We start from the raw sequence: 17,630 nt of genomic DNA, 5'->3' as shown, positions 1-17,630 counted from the left end.
CCCAAAACCGTAAGATAAGCAGCGCGTGTCCTACGACGCCACGGCGAGTGGCGCGGGCGCCTCGGTCTTGTCGTCAGTACCGTTCTCGTCCGGCGCCATGGAAACGCATCCGCGGCCGGCAGCCTTGGCTGCATAGCAGGCGGCATCGGCCCGCGCGATGATCTCGTCGACTTCGCCGTAGCCGGCATGGATCGGGGCCAGCCCGATGCTGGCGCCGATCGAATGATGGCGACCATCCCAGGCGAAACTCAGGCCGCGGATCGCATCGATGATTGATCGCGCGGCAACCTTGGCGCGGATCGCCGAACCCGACTTCAGGATCACCGCGAATTCGTCGCCGCCCAGGCGGGCAACGATGTCGTCAGAGCCAAGAGCACCGCGGATGGCATCGGCGACCCGCTTCAGCAAGGCATCGCCGGCGGCGTGACCGCCGGTGTCGTTGACCAGCTTGAAGTGGTCGAGGTCGATGAACATGAACTGATGCGCGCCCCGGGTCGGACTTGCCGCATCAGCTTCGCGGCTTTGATCGACCAGTTCCTCCATGGTGCGGATGAAGCTCGAGCGGTTGGCAAGGCCGGTGAGCGCGTCATGGGCGGCGGCGTAGGCGAGCTGGCGCTGCAAGGCGCGCGCATCGGTAAAATCCTGAAAGACGATGACCAGCCCACAGAACTCATTGCGCTCATTCATGATCGGCGACACGACCTGGCGGATGCTGCAGCGCGTGTCGTCGCGGCGGATGAGCACGGCACGACTATTCTGGTCGGCAGGGCTGGAGCCGTTGATCGCAGGCCGCGCCACGCCGATCCTTTGCCCGGTTTCCTCGTCGACCGCCCAATAGACATGGCCGAGCGTCTTGCCGAGTGCCTCGCGGCCTTCAACGCCGGTCAGCTTTTCGGCAACCGGATTCATGAAGGTGACGCGGTTTGCCGCATCGGTGCAGATGACAGCGTCGCCGATCGATTGCAGCGTTACCCGCAGCCGTTCCTTTTCATCGGCCAGCATCGCCGCCGAGACGATGAGGCGCTCTTCAGCCTCCTTGCGCTGGGTGATGTCGGTCAGGCTGCCGATGGCCCGGATCAGGTGCCCTTCATCGTCTCGCTCCAGCGCTTTGCCCCGATCGAGGATCCAGATCCAGTGGCCGTCCTTGTGGCGCATCCTGAATTCGGCTTCGAAATACTGCGTCTTGCCTTCCAGATGGGCGCGGTCGGCCGCGGCGACGACGGCGCGATCATCGGGATGGATCATCGTCAGCCAGCGGTCGGGGTCGCCGTTCAGCTCGCTGTCCGAGTAGCCCAGCATGCTCACCCAGGTCGAGGAATAGGTCGTGCCGCCTTTGCGCATGTCGAGGTCCCAGACACCTTGGCCGGCGCTGGCCAGCGCAAAATTCCAGCGCGTTTCGGCTTCGGCGATGCGCGCCTCCGACTGCTTGCGTGCGTCGATGTCCTCGATCTGGGAGACGAGATACAGCGGCCGGCCGGTGCGCTCGTCGCGGATGACGGAGCCGGCGAGGTGAGCCCACACCGGCGTTCCGTCCTTCCTGAGGTAGCGCTTTTCGAAGTGGTAGGAATCGACCTTGCCCTCTCTCAGCTTCTCCATCGTTTCCTTGCCGATCTGCAGATCGTCAGGATGCGTGATCTGGAAGAAGGTCAGCCCCTCTATTTCCGCGCGGCTGTAGCCAAGCATGGTGGCGAAGGCGGGATTGGTCTGCACAATGCGCCCATCGAGGCCGACGATGACGACGCCGATCGCCGAATCCTCCATGGCGCGACGGAAGCGCTGCTCGCTCTCGGCGATCTGCCGGTGATCGTCCCTGACCCGGCGGATGAACAGGGCCAGAAGGAAAACCGCGCCCGCGGCTATGGCGACCGCTATCTGCAGGCAGAGCCTCAAGGCTTCGGCACTGGCGTTCAGCCGCGACAACAGGATCGATGCAGCCGTCGCAAAAAAAATGACCGCCAGCAACGCCAGAACTGCGTGCCGGTCAGGTCTCAAGCCCTTCAATTCCTGCCATGTCACGATGTGTGCGATCCCCATGCATAGTCGCATGTCCCCGCAAAAACCCTGAATGATCGATTTTAAGGAAAGGTTGCGCCGGCGGCACCGTCGTTATGGTTTGGCCGCAAACAGTTGCCGGCATGATTAAGGATCGGTGTCTATCGGCGCCGATCGCGGCTTCTTACCAGCGCACGAAGAGCCGACCGCCGAGGCCGCCGAGGCCGGCAAGGATGACGATCGCGACCGTGTACCAGGTGGCGACGAAAAGCGGCGAATCGTCGAAGCAATGCGCGGCATAGAAGGTTGCCGACAGCCCGCCGGCAAGCAGGCCGGCCACCGCGCCGGCAAGCACTGGTCGCGTCGGCGCGCCATAGCGCAGCATCCAGAGGAAGATGGCGAGCGGGCCGATGCCGATCAGCGGGATGAACGCCATGCAGATCATCATATTGGAGCCGACCATGCGCGTGCCCCACATCGCCTCCGGCACCATGAACAGTTCGAGAACCACTGCCACGGCCACCAGCAGGGGGGCCGCGGCCATCCACGCCGCGGCCCTCGCCGTAGAGGCGCCCGGTGTCGACAATGCCCGGATCAGGCCAAAGGCGGTTACAGCAAGCACGATGGTGAAGACAAATTTCGCCAGGAACCGCATCGTGTGCATGGCGACCATGATGTCGGGGCGCGGGCCGATGGTTAGAAAAAACACCACTGCCGCGATCACCACCGCCGCACCGGCAGCCACCCACCAGGCCGAGCGCAACGGCATCGCCTTGCTGCTTGCATCGGCGTCGAGCGCCTTGATGAGATCGTCGGTCCTCATGTCATTCCCGCCCGAATCGCTTGGCAATGGCGGCAAGCCCGCGATGCAGCGACACACGCACCGCCGTCTCGGTGATGCCGAATTTCGCCGCCGTCTCGCCGATGGAACGGCCTTCGACCGATACGGCCGAGACCACCGAGCGTTGCGCCGGCGGCAGGCCGTCCAGCGCCCGGTTGATGTCGCGCTCGCTGACGGTCTCCGCTTCCGGCTCGGCAAAGGTTTCGGCGATATCGTCGATCTCGATCTCGACGCGCCGCCCGCGCCGCCGGAAAGCATCGATCAGCTTGAAACGCGCTATGGCGTAGACCCATGGCAGGACCGGCGCGTCATCGCGCCAGGTATGCCGTTTCACATGAATGGCCAGCAAGGTTTCCTGCACGACATCCTCGGGGTCGACTCCGCCCTGTACAATCTTGCGCCGGGCGAAGCCGCGAACGAGAGCAGCGATCCGATGCAGAAAGTCGGCGTAAGCCCTTTCGTCTCCCGCAATCGCGGCCCGCAGCAGCCGGGAGAGTTCGGCTTCGTCCTTGCCGGTCACAAGAGTTCACTCCCCGATGTTCGCGCCTCGGCGCAGATTTGTTACGTGGCCGGCGAAATAATGTCCAAGCCAAAGTGCTGGGAAATCACGAAAGTTTGCGCCCCGGCGACCGATTGAAGCAGCCCATCAATGTTGACTATGATAATCAGGTATTGATAGGTGCAGCCGTGCCAAACCAAAGACCATCGAGATCGAGGACGATGCCCATGAAATATGCCCTTTCCACCCTTGCCGGTGCCACCGCGCTGGCAATCAGCCTGATCGCCGGTCCGGCGACCGCGCAGGACGGCATCGTCGTCTACAACGCCCAGCATGAGAGCCTGACCAAGGCCTGGGCGGAAGGCTTCACCAAGGAAACCGGCATCAAGGTCACCGTCCGCAATGGCGGCGACAGCGATTTCTCCAACCAGATCGTCGCCGAAGGCGCCGCTTCGCCGGCAGACGTGTTCCTGACCGAAAACTCACCGGCCATGGTGCTGGTCGAAACATCAGGGCTGTTCGCGCCGGTCGATGCCGACACGCTGGCGCAGGTTCCCCAGGATTTCCAGCCGGCCAGCGGCAAATGGGTCGGCGTCGCCGCGCGCAGCACCGTGTTTGCCTACAACAAGACCAAGCTGACCGCCGACCAATTGCCCAAATCGATGCTTGATCTCGCCGATCCCGCCTGGAAAGGCCGCTGGGCCGCTTCGCCCTCGGGCGCCGATTTCCAGGCGATCGTCAGCGCTTTGCTGCAGCTCAAGGGCGAGGCCGCCACGGTCGACTGGCTGAAGGCGATGAAGGAGAACTTCACCGCCTACAAGGGCAACAGCACGGTGATGAAGGCAGTCAATGCCGGCGAGATCGAAGGCGGCGTGATCTATCACTATTACTATTTCGGCGATCAGGCCAAGACCGGCGAGAACAGCAAGAACGTCGCGCTGCACTATTTCAAGAACCAGGATCCGGGCGCTTTCGTCTCGATTTCCGGCGGTGGCGTGCTGGCCTCGAGCAAGCACCAGAAGGAAGCCCAGGCCTTCCTGAAATGGGTGACCGGCAAGGGTGGCCAGGAGGTGCTGAAGACCGGCAATTCCTTCGAATACGCCGTCGGCAAGGGTGCGCAGTCCAATCTGAAACTGGTGCCGCTGGCCGATCTGCAAGCGCCGAAGATCGATCCGACGACGCTGAACTCCAAGAAGGTGACCGATCTGATGACGGCAGCCGGCTTGCTTTAGTCCGCGTTCGTCCTAAAAGGGCAACGACTGCGCTCCTGCGGCAATCCACAGGAGCGCTCTGTTTTCGAGATGGCATTGGTCCATGACGACACGCTGCGTTTTCGGCCGCGCCCGCGGTCCCTCAGTCGCTCCCGCCACCGGGCGGCAACGGCGCGGCGTCTGAGCTGATGGCTGCTGCCGATCTTGCACGTTCACCGGCCGACAGGGGCGCGGGGCGATCGACGCGGCGGCAGTCGATGTCCTGGATAGTGCTCGTCGCCATTCTGATCTCGCTGTTCTCCCTGATGCCGCTTGCCTTCATCATCTGGATCGCGGTGCAGACCGGCTGGGAAACGGTAGCCGGGCTGGTCTTTCGGCCGCGCGTCGGCGAACTTCTGGTCAACACCGTGCTGCTGGTGGCACTGGCCGTGCCGATCGCCATCGTGCTGTCGGTGGCGCTGGCCTGGCTGACCGAGCGCAGCGATCTGCCGGGTGCCCGCCTGTGGGCCTGGCTGGCGGTCGCGCCGCTCGCCATCCCAGCCTTCGTGCACTCCTACGCCTGGATCAGCCTGGTGCCGGGATTGCACGGCCTGTGGGCCGGCGTCCTGGTTTCCGTCATCGCCTATTTCCCGTTCCTCTATCTGCCGGTGGCGGCGGCGCTGCGGCGTCTCGATCCCGCTCTTGAGGACGCCGCGGCAGCGCTCGGCCTCGGCCCATGGCGCGTGTTCGCCCGAGTCGTGCTGCCGCAGCTCAGGCTTGCTTTGTGTGGCGGTTCGCTGCTGGTCGGCCTGCATTTGCTGGCCGAATATGGGCTCTACGTCTTCATCCGCTTCGACACCTTCACCACGGCGATCGTCGACCAGTTCCAGTCGACCTTCAACGGTCCCGCCGCCAACATGCTGGCCGGCGTTCTGGTGACGTGCTGCTTCGTGCTGCTCGGCCTGGAGGTGCTGGTGCGCGGCGAGGAACGCTATGCCCGCGTCGGCTCGGGCGCCGCGCGCCACCAGCAACGCACCAACCTCGGCAGCTACACCATCCCTTGCCTGGCGCTGCCTATCATCACTTCGCTGCTGGCGATCGGCGTGCCTTTCGTCACCATTGGCCGCTGGCTTGCGGCGGGTGGCGCCGAAGTCTGGCGCCTCGACGAGATCGGACTGGCCCTCGGCCAGACGCTGTTCCTGGCGCTCGCCGGTGCGCTGCTCGCAACGATAGCCGCCATGCCGATGGCGTGGATCTCGATCCGCGCGCCGGGACCGCTGCAGCGCCTTCTGGAAGGCTGCAACTACATCGTCGGCTCGCTGCCTGGCGTCGTCGTGGCGCTGGCGCTGGTCACCATCACCGTGCGCATCGCCATGCCGCTCTATCAGTCCCTGTTCACCATCCTTGTCGCCTATGCCCTGATGTTCCTGCCGCGCGCTTTGGTCAGTCTGCGGGCCTCGATCGCACAGGCGCCGGTCGAGCTCGAACGCGCCGCATCAAGCCTCGGCCGATCGCCGCTCAAGGCGCTGTGGTCGACAACGATCCGGCTGTCGGCGCCGGGGGCGGCGGCCGGCATGGCGCTGGTCGCGCTCGGCATCATGAACGAACTGACCGCAACCCAGATGCTGGCGCCCAACGGCACCCGTACGCTGGCGATGGCGTTCTGGTCCTACAGCGGCGAGATCGACTATGCATCGGCCGCACCGTATGCCTTCATCATGGTGGCGATGTCGCTGCCGCTGACCTGGCTGCTCTATATCCAGTCGAAACGGATGGCCGGGCGATGAGCTTTCTCGAACTCGAGGGCGTGCACAAGCACTACGGCCCGGTGGCCGCACTGGCCGGCGTCGACCTCAGCGTCGTCAGCGGCAGCCGCACCGCGATCGTCGGCCCCTCGGGCTGCGGCAAGACAACGTTGCTGCGGCTGATCGCCGGCTTTGAAGCGCCGGACCGGGGCCGCATCGTGCTCGACGGCCAGCTGCTGGCCAATGGCGGCGCTGCCGTGCCGGCGCATCGCCGCGGCATCGGCGTGGTGGCGCAGGACGGAGCCTTGTTCCCGCATCTGACCATCGCCGACAATATCGGCTTCGGCATGGACCGCCATGCGGACAAGCGCAGCGAGCGCATCGTCGAGCTCGCCTATATCGTCGGGCTCGACAAGGCGATCCTGAAACGCCGGCCGCACGAGCTCTCCGGTGGCCAACAGCAGCGTGTCGCCCTGGCCCGCGCCATGGCCATGAAGCCGCGGCTGATGCTGCTCGACGAGCCGTTCTCGGCACTGGATACCGGATTGCGCGCCTCGATGCGCAAGGCGGTGGCCGAGCTGCTGGAGACCGCCGGCATCACCACCATCCTTGTGACGCACGACCAGGCCGAGGCGCTGTCCTTCGCCAGCCAGGTGGCGGTGATGCGCGACGGCAAGTTCTCGCAGGTCGGCACGCCGCGCGAGCTCTATCTTAAGCCGAAAGACCGGATGATCGCCGAGTTCCTCGGCGAGGCCATCATCCTGCCGGCAAAGATCGCCGACGGCTTCGCCAATTCGCCGCTTGGCCGCATCGCCGTCGACACCACCGAGCGGCGCGATCTTGCCCGCATCATGCTGCGGCCGGAGCAGATACAGGTGAAAAGGACGTCACGCGAAGGCATGTCGGGCACGCCGGACATGCTGTTCGGCGAGGTAACGGACTCCGAATTCGCCGGCTCGATGTGCACCATCGCGGTGCGGTTGCTCAACAGTGCCGACCCGCCGGACGCCGCCGCCATCGGCAACACGCCATTGATCCTGCGCAAGCCCGGCATGGACGCGCCTTCCGTCGGCGAGATCGTCCGCCTGACCGTGACGGGCAAGGCGCACGTGTTTGGCGCTTAGGAAACCCTTTCGCCAGTCGCCGGTGACCAGAGCGGCCAATTTTCGAGGAAGTCGTTGTTGTGCACGACGAGCCGTCGGGCGGCAGCATCGATGAGAACGATCCCGTAGGTCGGCGGCGCCTGCTCGACCACCTCCTCGCCGACCAGGTCGAGCATGAAGCGGGCATGCAGGCCGCGCTGCGCGGTGAACGGGATGCCGGCGACCGTGCCGGCAATGTCGCGATGGACGTGGCCGAAGAAGATATGGCCGACATTGCCGTGACGCGTCAAAAGGTCGAGGAAGCGCTGCTTCTGTTCAAGTCCGAGTGGGTCGAGCAGCGGCAGGCCGAGCTCGACCGGCGGATGATGCAGAAATATGTAGGCCTGCCGCCCCGCCGCCTCACCGAGCCGAGCGTCGAGCCAGGCAAGCCTGATGTCGCAGAGTTCGCCGGTGACGCGTCCTTCAGCCAGGCTGTCGAGGAACAGCAACGATCCTTCAGCCGTGTCGTAGTCCGACTGCACGAAACCGTTGCCGTCGAGCGGCTGCTCGGGAAAAGCGGCAACAAGGTTGGCCCGCTGGTCGTGGTTTCCCGGCAATAGCCGGTACGGCACCGAAAGCGAGTTCAGGGCCGCCTTGAGATCGGCGTAGGCGCCGGGCTCGCCGGCGTCGGTCAGATCGCCGGTGAAGACGCAAAGCGCGGCGTCGGCATGATGCGCATTGATGTGCGCAAGGCACCGGTCAAGCCGCTCATGTAGATCCACTCCAAAATGAAGCTCGCCGCGCTGGCCAAGATGAAGATCCGAGACCTGGATGATTTTCATTCGACAACCCGTTCATGGCTTCAGAAGGCGCCGTCCGCTCAAAGTGCCGGGACCGGTGTCGGCATCCTGATGTCATCGAGACGTTTGCCCGTCTGCGACGAGAAGAGATGCATGTCGGCCTGCGAGAACAGCACGCCGACCGCAGTGCCGGGTTGCGGGTGGACGGCCTCGGAGGTGACCACGGAAAACGGCGCGCCGTCGAGATCGACATAGATGACCCGGCCGGCGCCCAGTTCCTCGACGAGGTCGACGGTTGCGTCGAGCGCGCCCGGCGTGCCGGGCGCGACCAGCCTCACGGCTTCCGGACGGATGCCGACCGCGACCTCGGTGCCGACCTGCAGGCCCGCGCGGGAAACGTTGAGCTTGCGGCTGCCGCCGAGCAGCGACAGCCCCTCGAGCGTGACCGCTCCCTCGAGGATGTTCATCGCCGGGGCGCCGACAAAGGTGGCCACGAAACGGCTCGCCGGACGTTTGTAGATTTCGCCCGGCGTGCCGACCTGTTCGACACGGCCGCCATTCATCACCACCAGCCGGTCGGCGAGCGTCATCGCTTCGACCTGGTCATGGGTGACGAACACCGAGGTCGCGTTTAGCCGGCGGTGCAGCTTGCGGATCTCCGAGCGCATCTGGACGCGCAGCTTGGCATCGAGATTGGAGAGCGGCTCGTCGAACAGGAACACCTTTGGTTCGCGGATCATGGCGCGCCCCATGGCGACACGCTGCCTTTGGCCGCCGGAAAGCGCCATCGGCTTGCGATCGAGCAGCTGTTCGAGTTCCAGCGTGCGGGCCACCGCCTGGATGCGCTGCTGGCGCTCGGCGGCGGGAACGCCGGCCACCTTGAGCGAGTAACCGATGTTCTGCGCCACGCTCATATGCGGATAGAGCGCGTAATTCTGGAACACCATGGCGCAGCCGCGCTCGCGCGGCTCAAGCTTGTTGACGACGGTGCCATCGATGGCGATCTCGCCACCCGAAATCTCTTCCAGGCCGGCGATCATCCTGAGCAGCGTGGACTTGCCGCAGCCGGAAGGCCCGAGGATGACGACGAATTCGCCCGACGCGATGTCGAGATCGACGCCGTGCACGACCTGCGATTTGGCATAGCTTTTCGTGACGCCGCGAATGGTGATGGAGGCCATCAGCTATCTCCTTTTGAAGTCACTTTTCGGTGGCGATCAGGCCACGCACGAACCAGCGCTGCATGGCGACGACGACGATCAGCGGCGGCAGCATGACGATGAGCGTGCCGGCCATGGCGATGTTCCATTCCGGAATGCCGCCGACGTTGGGAATGAGCTGCTTGAGCTCGGTGACCGCCGTCGCGTGCGACTGGTCGGTGGTGATCAGCAGCGGCCACAGATACTGGTTCCACGCCCACAGGAACATGATCGTTCCGAGCGCCGCCATGTTGTTGCGCGACAGCGGCAGCAGGATGTCGATGAAGAAGCGCAACGGGCCGGCGCCGTCCATCCGCGCGGCTTCGGTCAATTCGTCGGGCACGGTCAGAAAGAACTGCCGGTAGAGGAAGGTGCCGGTGGCCGTGGCGATCAGCGGCAGGATAAGTCCGGAATAGGAATTGAGCAGCCCGAGGCTGAGCGAAACCTGGACGCCCGAGACCTTTTCAATCAGCCAGCTCAGGCCGGTCACGTCGAGGATCGCCTGATAGGGCGACAGCACGTTGGCGACGACCGCGTAGGTCGGCACGATGCGCACTTCCAGCGGCAGCATCAGCGTGACGAAAATCAGCCAGAAAATGAAGGTGCGGCCGGGGTAGCGGAAATAGACAATCGAGAAGGCGGTAAGCGCCGAGATGATCACTTTGCCGGCGGCAACGCCGGCCGCCATGATGAAGCTGTTCAAAAGCTTGGGGCCAAGGTCGGCCGTCGTCCATGCCGTCTTGATGTTGACCCAGAAATCGCTGCCCGGCAGCAGCGACATCGGCACGTCGTTGACGTCTTTGAGGTTGTGCGACGCCGCGATGGCCACAATCGCGAACGGCGCCACGCAAAACACGAAGCCGACGAATAGGATCACATGGGTGAAGAAATTCAGGAACGGTGTGCGCTCTACCATATCGACATCACCTGTAGTGCACGCGCCGCTCGATGAAGCGGAACTGGAAGATGGTGAGCACGACGATGAGCAGCATAAGGATGATGCTTTGTGCGGCGGCGCCTGAATAATCGAGGCCTTTGAAGCCGTCGGAATAGATCTTGTAGACCATCAGATTGGTGGCGTTCGCCGGCCCACCTGATGTCATGATGTCGACGATGCCGAAGGAATCCTGAAAGCTCTCGGTGATGTTGATGACCAGCAGGAAGAAGATCGTCGGTGTGATCAGCGGAAACTGGATATCCCAGAACCGCCTGACGACACCGGCGCCATCCATCGCCGACGCCTCGATCAAGGAGCGCGGAATGGCCTGGAACGCGGCCAGGAAGAAGATGAAGTTGTAACCGACATATTTCCACGAGAAGGCGGCGATGATGGAGGCCATGGCGTCAACGCCGTCGAGGCCGGGATCCCAGAATCCGGGCCACATCTTGTTGACGACGGCCATGAAGCCGGCTTCCGGCGCCAGGATGAAGCGGAAGGCGAGTGCCAGCGCCGGCGCTGCGATACCATAGGGCCAGATCAGCACGACGCGATAGAAGCGCGAGCCGGCAAGCTGTCGGTCGGTGAGCGCGGCCAGCACCAGCGCGATGAACATGGCAAGCCCGGTGCTGATGCCGGCAAAGACCAGGCTGGCGCTGATCGAATTCCAGTAATCGGCGCTGGACAGGATCGCGCGGAAATTGTCCAGCCCAACCCAGATGTTGCCGCCGCCCCATGGCTGCTGCAGGGTCAGCGACCAGTACACGGCTTGGCCAGCCGGCCAGTAGAAGAAGGTGAAGATCAACAGCAGCTGCGGCACCGCAAACAGGATGCCGATCGTCCATCTGCTGAAAGTAACGCGTTTTTCCATTGATCCGTCGACACCGTTGAAACGGCCAGCTCGTTTTCTAGGATTCCAGAATATGAAATGGCCGCCCGTCGTTTTTTCGGCGGGCGGCCTGGAATTGCCTGAAATCAGGGCAGCGTCTTGCCCGGATAGGTCTGCTGGAAGCGGTCGAGGATGGCGTCGCCGTTCTTGACCAGCGTGTCGAGACCTTCCTGGACACTGACCTTGTTGGCGAAGATCGCTTGCATCTCGGTACCGAACTCGGCGCGAATCTGGGTGAAATTGCCAAGCCGGATGCCGCGGGTGATTTCGGTCGGCTCCGACGCGGTCAGGCTGGCGATCGCGGTTTCGCGACCCTTGTAGGGCGCCTTGTCGTAGAAGCCGTCGGCCTTCATGTACTCGAAGCCCGACTTCGTCACCGGAATGTAGCCGGTGTTGGTCGACCAAAACAACGCGGTCTTGGGGTCGTGGATGAAGTTGAGGAAGGCGGCAGCGCCCTTGTATTCCGCATCAGACTTGCCGGAGAGAACCCACAGCGAGGCGCCGCCGACGAGCGAATTCTTGCGCTCGGTACCGGCATAAACCGGCAGTTCGGCGACATCCCAGTTCATGCCTGCCTTCTGCGTCTTGCCGACCGTGCCGTGGTCGCCGACCGAACTCATGATGACCTCACAAGTACCGGACGCGAAGGCCTGCACCATATCCTGGCCAAGATCCTTGGACTTGATCTTGATGAGGCCGGCATCATACCACTTTTTCAAATCGGTGACGTACTGGACGAACTTGGTCTTGTTGACTTCGAGGCGGGCGTCGAGGCCGTCATAGCCGTTGTTCTTGGTGGCGATCGGCTGGTTGTGGATGGCCGAGAACTGCTCCATCAATTGCCAGCTTTCGTTGGCGGAGATGTTGATCGCCATCGGGCACTCATAGCCGGCGTCCTTCAGCGCCTGCAGGTCGGCGCCGACATCTTCCCAGGTCTTCGGCGCTTCGGTCTTGCCGATCTTGGCGAAGGCATCCTTGTTCCAGTACATCAGCGCCGTCGAGGAATTGAACGGGAACGACAGCATCTCGCCCTTCGACGTGGCGTAGTAGCGCGCAATGCCGGGGAAATAGTCGGCGTAGTCGATCTTGTAGCCATTCTCTTCCATCAGCTTGCCGGCAGGCTTGTAGGCGCCTGAAAGCATCATCGTGGCGGTGCCGACATCGTAGACCTGGACGATGGCGGGCTGCTTGCCGGCGCGGAAGGCGGCGATGGTGTTCTGCAGCGTGGCGTCGTAATTGCCCTGGCTGGTGCAGACGACTTCATAGTCGGTTTGCGAGGCATTGAAGTTCTTGCACATCGTATCGACGACGCGCGCCAGATCGCCCGAAAGGCCGAACCAGAAATCGAACTTGGTCGGCTCCGCGGCAGCGGGCAGCGCCATGGAAACGCTGATTGCGCCGGCGGCCACAGCCGCCAGGCTCTTTTTGATCATCGACATGAATCTCATTCCCTGTTGAGTGGTTCGTTTCAAGGATCGTCGCGCGGCTCCCTGACCGTCTCTTAGAGAATGTATGTGACAGTTCTGTTGTGCCCTTTTCGACCTGTGGACAGGCATTTCTCTCCTCCCTGGACGGCTTGCGCCGCGACGAAACGGGCCCGTCGTATCGGCGCATTTTCTAGCCAGGGCGCTGTGCGGGTGCCGCAGCAGCAACACGACAATGTTTCTGCGGTCCGGTGCGCTCAGCCGTTGCCTCGAGCGCGGTTCGTTTCCGTGCGTCGGCCGACGCCGAACCGGCTTCCGGCATGAACAACGCGGGACAATCTGACTCCGCCACAACCCGGGAAGGCACGCTGCGGTTGCAGATGTACTTAACCGATTCTTCAATGATAAGGCGTTAATCAATACCACAACCTTGATTGTTGCATGAAGATCAGGTGAAGCAAGATGTTGACGGTCTACAATTGTATCGTGAACGAGCACGATTTGAGACTGGTTGCACTTGCCGCACTCATTTGCGCAATATCCTCATTTTCCGCGATCAACCTCCTCCGCCATGTCGATCGGTCGACCAATAAAAACCGGTTTGCCTGGCTGATGATTGCCGCTACGTCGACCGGATTCGGCATCTGGGCGACCCACTTCATCGCGATGATTGCGTTCTCGCCGGGAATACCGAACGCTTACAATGCGGAACTTTCAGTGCTTTCGCTTGCCGCCGCGGTTATCCTGACCGCCGCCGGCATGTGGATTGCCACCTTGCGCGGCGGCATCGATCATTATCTTGTCGGCGGCGCCGTGCTGGGCGCCGGCATCGCCACCATGCACTACACCGGCATGGCGGCGTTCGAGGTCCAGGGCCGGATCGTCTGGGATCAGCTCCTCGTCGCCATCTCGCTGGTGGCCGGCATCACGCTTGCCGCGCTCTCGCTTCTCGTCGTGCTGCGCCGGCCGTCGACATCAGGGACAATCGGCGCCGCCGTGCTTTTGACGCTGGCGATCTGCACCCTGCATTTCATCGCCATGGCCGCAGTGTCGATCTATCCGGATAGCTCGATAGAAATATCCCAATACACGGTCGAGCCGATGTCGCAGGCCTTCGCCGCCGCGGCGGCCAGCCTGGTGATCCTCGTGCTTTCGGCCGCAGCGCTTTGGATCGACCTGCGTTTCCGTCGCCACAAGATCGAAGCCGATCGCATGCACGGCCTGGCAAACGCCGCCGTCGAGGGTCTTATCGTCTGCGACGGCGCCCGCATCGTCAGCGCCAACGACAGCATCGCGGCGCTGACCGGCATCGCGGCCGGCACACTGAACACGATGCTGCTCGGCGATCTGTTCGGCGAGCGTGCCGCATCGAGCATGGCCGACCGACAGGCTCAGGAAGCCGAGCTGAGAAGCCATGACGGAACCAGCATTCCCGTGGAGTTGATCGCCAGAAGCATCGACTATTGCGGCAAGCCGCATAGCGTGGTTGCGGTTCGCGATATTCGCGAACGCAAGAAGGCGGAACAGGAGATCCTTCGCCTCGCTCATTTCGATCCGCTGACCGGGCTTGCCAATCGCCGCAGCTTTTCCAGCCGGCTCGAAGCGGAAATCGCCGCGGCGAGCCGTGACGGGAAAAGCGGGTACCTCGCGCTTCTGTTGCTCGATCTCGATCGGTTCAAGGAGGTGAACGACCTTTTCGGGCATGCCGCCGGCGACGCCATGTTGCAAAAGGTTGCACACTGTGTTTCCGGCCTCCTTCGCCACGGGCAGATGCTGGCGCGCCTCGGCGGCGACGAATTCGCCATCATTGCTCCTAATCTCGCCGACCCCCAGGCGGCGGGGCGGATCGCCGACAGCGTGCTTGCCGCGATGCGTGAGGAAAACAGGCTTTCGGTCGGTGGCGGTCTCGTGTCGGCCAGCGTCGGCATCGCCCTCTACCCGCTGGACGCAGATGAACCGGCCAGCCTCATCAGCCATGCCGACACCGCACTCTACCGCGCCAAGGCCGAGGGCAAGGACACTTACCGGTATTTCGAGGCCTCGATGGGCGCCGAGGCGCGCGACCGGCGGGTGATGGAGCATGAGCTGCGCCAGGCGATCGCACGCGACGAGTTTCGTCTCGTCTACCAGCCACAGATGGAGATCAGCAGCGGCAGGATGATCGGGTTTGAGGCCTTGATCCGGTGGCGGCATCCGCAACGCGGTGACGTGTCCCCGGCAATGTTCATTCCGGTGGCCGAGGACAGTGGAACCATCATGCAGATCGGCGAATGGGTGCTGGCAACGGCCTGCGAGGAAGCCGTTCGCTGGAAGAACCCGCTGACGGTCGCGGTCAATGTCTCGGCGGTGCAGCTTCACAATCCGAATTTCAGCCGCAAGGTCCATGAGGCCCTGCTTCGCTCCGGCCTTGCGCCAGGCAGGCTCGAAATCGAAATCACCGAAACGGCGCTGGTCAAGGACATGCCGCGCGCATTGGCGACCTTGCGACAGGTCAAGGCGCTTGGCGTGCGCGTGGCCATGGACGATTTCGGCACAGGCTACTCGTCGCTTTCCAACCTCCGCGCCTTCCCTTTCGACAAGATCAAGATCGATGGCTCCTTCATCAAATCGGTCGACAAGAACGGCCAGGTTGCGGCCATCGTGCGCGCGGTGCTCGGGCTCGGGCGCGGTCTCGGCCTGCCGGTTCTGGCGGAAGGTGTCGAGACGCTGGGCGAATTGAATTTCCTCGACGCTGAGGCGTGCGAGATCGGGCAGGGCTACTATCTCGGCCGGCCAAGCCCGATCGAGGCGTTCGGCGACCTCACGGGAGTGACGGCTCCGGTGGTTGATGACCACAGCCAAGGCGACCGAAGCCTCGTGATGCTGGAACCTGTCCCGCTGTTGCGCTCAGTCTGATCCAAGTGCCGTCTCGACCAGCCGCCTGGCGTCCGGCCCCGACCATTCGGCCGGGCCGTTCATATGCGCGATCAGGCAACCTTCACCGTCGATCAGCATGGTGACCGGCAAGCCGAGTGCCAGGCCGCGTGTCTTGACCTCGTTGAACAGCCCCATCGTCGCATCGCGATAGTAGCCGAGTGCTTCGACACCAGTCTCTTTGAGGAACTTCTTCGGCTTGACGTCGTCGCCGGCATCGACATTGACCGCGACGACCTGGAAGACGTCGCTGCCCTTTTCCTTCTGCAGCGCATCCAGCGCCGGCATTTCGGCGCGGCAAGGCGCGCACCATGTCGCCCACAGATTGAGCAGCACCGTCTTGCCGGCATGGTCGGCGATCGTCATCGGCTTGCCGTCCGGACCGTTGAAGGCGAGGCTTTTCAGCGACTGCGGCGGATCGGCCGGCAAAAGCGCGGCAACCTGGCCGGTGGCCGCCGCGGCAACCTTCTTGGCGCGCTCGCTCTTGGCGGCGCAGGCGACATCGTCCTTGCTGTCGCCGACAGCGATCTGTGCCGGAGCGTTGTTGCCAGAACCGCTCTCGCTGACATATACCGCGACCGCGCCAGCCAGCACGCCTGCCACCAAAGCGGCGAGGATCAGGCGCGGGGCTGGGAAGAATCTATTGCCGTCTGCCATTTTCTAAAAACTGCTCCGGAGCACGGGTTATAGCGATGAGCGACAAGAAGGCCAGCAACCAGATGTGGGGCGGACGTTTTGCCTCGGGTCCGGCCGCGATCATGGAAGCGATCAACGCGTCGATTTCGTTCGACCGCAAACTCTATGCTCAAGATATCAGAGGCTCGATCGCCCACAGCCAGATGCTGGCGCAAACGGGCATTATTTCGGCGGCCGATCAAGAAAAAATCGCTCACGGGCTGAACACGATTCTGAAAGAGATCGAGGCCGGCACCTTCGAATTCTCGACCCGGCTGGAAGACATCCACATGAATGTCGAGGCGCGGCTTGCCGATCTGATCGGCCCGGCTGCCGGCCGCCTGCACACCGCCCGCTCGCGCAACGACCAGGTAGCGGTCGACCTCCGGCTATGGGTCAAGGACGAGTGTTTCCGCGTCGCCGCGGCGCTGAAGGGCCTGATCGCGGCCTTCCTCGAGCGGGCTGAGGAGCATGCGGCAACGGTGATGCCGGGCTTCACCCACATGCAGGCGGCGCAGCCGGTGACCTTCGGCCACCACTGCATGGCCTATGTCGAGATGTTTGCACGTGATCTGTCGCGCGTCCGCGACGCCATAGAGCGAATGGACGAAAGCCCGCTTGGCGCCGCCGCCCTTGCCGGCACCAGCTTTCCGATCGACCGCCACCAGACGGCAAAAAGCCTCGGCTTCCGCGAGCCGATGCGCAATTCCCTGGACAGCGTTTCGGACCGCGATTTCGCACTGGAGTTCCTCGCCATGGCGGCGATCTGCGCCACGCATCTGTCGCGGCTGGCCGAGGAGATCATCATCTGGTCGACGCCGCAATTCGGCTTCGTCAGGCTGTCGGATAGCTTTTCCACCGGCTCCTCGATCATGCCGCAGAAGAAGAACCCGGACGCCGCCGAGCTGGTGCGCGGCAAGACCGGCCGCGTCACCGGCCATCTCGTCGGCCTGCTGACGGTCATGAAGGGCATGCCGCTGACCTATGGCAAGGACATGCAGGAAGACAAGGAATCCGTCTTCGACGCCGCCGAGACGCTCGACCTGATGCTGGCGGCGATGACCGGCATGGTGCGCGACATGACGGTCAATGCGGCCGCGATGAAAAAGGCCGCCGGCGCCGGCTATTCCACTGCGACCGACCTTGCCGACTGGCTGGTGCGCACGCTCGGCCTGCCGTTCCGCGAGGCGCATCACGTCACCGGCCGCGCCGTGGCGCTGGCCGAAGAGAAAAAAATCGGCCTGGACAGGCTGTCGCTGGAGGACTTGCAGTCCATAAACCCCGGCATCACCGCCGACATCTTCTCGGTGCTTGCCGTGCAGAATTCCGTGAAAAGCCGCGTGAGCTTCGGCGGCACCGCGCCGTCTGAAGTGAGGAAGCAGATCCGTGCCTGGAAAAAGCGGCTGGCGAAAGCATAGGCCGGGGTGCAATGCGCCGAAAACTC

The 17,630-nt window shown here is 63.4% G+C and carries 14 protein-coding genes; 5 read left to right on the top strand and 9 right to left on the bottom strand.

Translation table 11 applies throughout. The annotated features are described in order from the left end of the window. Positions 1–30: 30 nt before the first annotated feature. The 3 genes from AC1DXU_RS25025 to AC1DXU_RS25015 all read right to left on the bottom strand — a co-directional run bounded on the left by AC1DXU_RS25025 (position 31) and on the right by AC1DXU_RS25015 (position 3,353). Positions 31–2,034: a PAS domain S-box protein gene (locus tag AC1DXU_RS25025; RefSeq protein ID WP_477373267.1), complete on the bottom strand. Its 2,004-nt coding sequence runs from the start codon at positions 2,032–2,034 to the stop codon at positions 31–33. A 142-nt stretch (positions 2,035–2,176) separates the two neighbouring features. Continuing rightward, positions 2,177–2,815: an NrsF family protein gene (locus tag AC1DXU_RS25020; RefSeq protein WP_477373265.1), complete on the bottom strand. Its 639-nt coding sequence runs from the start codon at positions 2,813–2,815 to the stop codon at positions 2,177–2,179. Position 2,816: 1 nt separating this feature from the next. Next, positions 2,817–3,353, bottom strand: coding sequence for a sigma-70 family RNA polymerase sigma factor (locus AC1DXU_RS25015; RefSeq protein ID WP_477318194.1), 537 nt, complete (start codon positions 3,351–3,353; stop codon positions 2,817–2,819). A gap of 206 nt (positions 3,354–3,559) precedes the next feature. Between AC1DXU_RS25015 and AC1DXU_RS25010 the strand changes: the two genes are divergently transcribed. From AC1DXU_RS25010 to AC1DXU_RS25000, 3 genes are all read left to right on the top strand, one after another. Next, positions 3,560–4,564, top strand: coding sequence for an iron ABC transporter substrate-binding protein (locus AC1DXU_RS25010; protein ID WP_477373263.1), 1,005 nt, complete (start codon positions 3,560–3,562; stop codon positions 4,562–4,564). A gap of 236 nt (positions 4,565–4,800) precedes the next feature. Beyond that, the gene (locus tag AC1DXU_RS25005; protein WP_477318190.1) at positions 4,801–6,309 is read left to right on the top strand and encodes an ABC transporter permease; all 1,509 of its coding nucleotides are present in this window, start codon (positions 4,801–4,803) and stop codon (positions 6,307–6,309) included. Beyond that, the gene (locus AC1DXU_RS25000) at positions 6,306–7,391 is read left to right on the top strand and encodes an ABC transporter ATP-binding protein (protein ID WP_477373261.1); all 1,086 of its coding nucleotides are present in this window, start codon (positions 6,306–6,308) and stop codon (positions 7,389–7,391) included. Before AC1DXU_RS25005 ends, AC1DXU_RS25000 begins: the two co-directional genes overlap by 4 nt. Here AC1DXU_RS25000 and AC1DXU_RS24995 read toward each other — a convergent pair. The 5 genes from AC1DXU_RS24995 to AC1DXU_RS24975 form a co-directional block, all read right to left on the bottom strand. Further along, entirely contained in the window at positions 7,388–8,191 is an 804-nt protein-coding gene (locus tag AC1DXU_RS24995) for a phosphodiesterase (protein WP_477373259.1), read from the bottom strand. The genes AC1DXU_RS25000 and AC1DXU_RS24995 overlap by 4 nt on opposite strands. Before the next feature lie 38 nt (positions 8,192–8,229). Then, complete coding sequence (gene ugpC / locus AC1DXU_RS24990) at positions 8,230–9,330, bottom strand: sn-glycerol-3-phosphate ABC transporter ATP-binding protein UgpC (RefSeq protein WP_477318184.1); 1,101 nt, start codon at positions 9,328–9,330, stop codon at positions 8,230–8,232. A 19-nt stretch (positions 9,331–9,349) separates the two neighbouring features. After that, complete coding sequence (locus tag AC1DXU_RS24985; protein ID WP_477318182.1) at positions 9,350–10,264, bottom strand: ABC transporter permease subunit; 915 nt, start codon at positions 10,262–10,264, stop codon at positions 9,350–9,352. 7 nt (positions 10,265–10,271) lie between these two features. Further along, a complete protein-coding gene (locus AC1DXU_RS24980; RefSeq protein ID WP_477373257.1) occupies positions 10,272–11,156 on the bottom strand; it encodes a carbohydrate ABC transporter permease in 885 nt (294 codons plus the stop codon). A 104-nt stretch (positions 11,157–11,260) separates the two neighbouring features. After that, positions 11,261–12,613: an extracellular solute-binding protein gene (locus AC1DXU_RS24975; RefSeq protein WP_477373255.1), complete on the bottom strand. Its 1,353-nt coding sequence runs from the start codon at positions 12,611–12,613 to the stop codon at positions 11,261–11,263. A 447-nt stretch (positions 12,614–13,060) separates the two neighbouring features. Between AC1DXU_RS24975 and AC1DXU_RS24970 the strand changes: the two genes are divergently transcribed. Further along, complete coding sequence (locus AC1DXU_RS24970) at positions 13,061–15,493, top strand: putative bifunctional diguanylate cyclase/phosphodiesterase (RefSeq protein WP_477373253.1); 2,433 nt, start codon at positions 13,061–13,063, stop codon at positions 15,491–15,493. On the opposite strand, the gene tlpA is transcribed toward AC1DXU_RS24970, so the two are convergent. Next, entirely contained in the window at positions 15,485–16,168 is a 684-nt protein-coding gene (gene tlpA, locus AC1DXU_RS24965; protein ID WP_477318174.1) for a thiol:disulfide interchange protein TlpA, read from the bottom strand. The genes AC1DXU_RS24970 and tlpA overlap by 9 nt on opposite strands. A gap of 35 nt (positions 16,169–16,203) precedes the next feature. Here tlpA and argH point away from each other — a divergent pair, with 35 nt between their 5' ends. Further along, positions 16,204–17,604, top strand: a complete 1,401-nt coding sequence (gene argH, locus AC1DXU_RS24960) for an argininosuccinate lyase (protein WP_477373251.1) — start codon at positions 16,204–16,206, stop codon at positions 17,602–17,604. Positions 17,605–17,630 lie beyond the last annotated feature (26 nt).

This window comes from Mesorhizobium sp. P3_A10 (assembly GCF_056403175.1).
Note: the sequence above shows the minus strand (reverse complement) of the source record. Positions and strands in the feature narration are given on the sequence as shown.

Excerpts from the sequence above, each read along its gene's own strand:
- argH (WP_477373251.1), top strand. The coding sequence starts at position 16,204 with ATGAGCGACAAGAAGGCCAGCAACCAGATGTGGGGCGGACGTTTTGCC.
- AC1DXU_RS24975 (WP_477373255.1), bottom strand. The coding sequence starts at position 12,613 with ATGTCGATGATCAAAAAGAGCCTGGCGGCTGTGGCCGCCGGCGCAATC.
- AC1DXU_RS24970 (WP_477373253.1), top strand. The coding sequence starts at position 13,061 with ATGTTGACGGTCTACAATTGTATCGTGAACGAGCACGATTTGAGACTG.
- tlpA (WP_477318174.1), bottom strand. The coding sequence starts at position 16,168 with ATGGCAGACGGCAATAGATTCTTCCCAGCCCCGCGCCTGATCCTCGCC.
- AC1DXU_RS25000 (WP_477373261.1), top strand. The coding sequence starts at position 6,306 with ATGAGCTTTCTCGAACTCGAGGGCGTGCACAAGCACTACGGCCCGGTG.
- AC1DXU_RS24985 (WP_477318182.1), bottom strand. The coding sequence starts at position 10,264 with ATGGTAGAGCGCACACCGTTCCTGAATTTCTTCACCCATGTGATCCTA.
- AC1DXU_RS25005 (WP_477318190.1), top strand. The coding sequence starts at position 4,801 with ATGTCCTGGATAGTGCTCGTCGCCATTCTGATCTCGCTGTTCTCCCTG.
- AC1DXU_RS25010 (WP_477373263.1), top strand. The coding sequence starts at position 3,560 with ATGAAATATGCCCTTTCCACCCTTGCCGGTGCCACCGCGCTGGCAATC.
- AC1DXU_RS24980 (WP_477373257.1), bottom strand. The coding sequence starts at position 11,156 with ATGGAAAAACGCGTTACTTTCAGCAGATGGACGATCGGCATCCTGTTT.
- AC1DXU_RS24995 (WP_477373259.1), bottom strand. The coding sequence starts at position 8,191 with ATGAAAATCATCCAGGTCTCGGATCTTCATCTTGGCCAGCGCGGCGAG.
- AC1DXU_RS25020 (WP_477373265.1), bottom strand. The coding sequence starts at position 2,815 with ATGAGGACCGACGATCTCATCAAGGCGCTCGACGCCGATGCAAGCAGC.
- AC1DXU_RS25025 (WP_477373267.1), bottom strand. The coding sequence starts at position 2,034 with ATGGGGATCGCACACATCGTGACATGGCAGGAATTGAAGGGCTTGAGA.
- ugpC (WP_477318184.1), bottom strand. The coding sequence starts at position 9,330 with ATGGCCTCCATCACCATTCGCGGCGTCACGAAAAGCTATGCCAAATCG.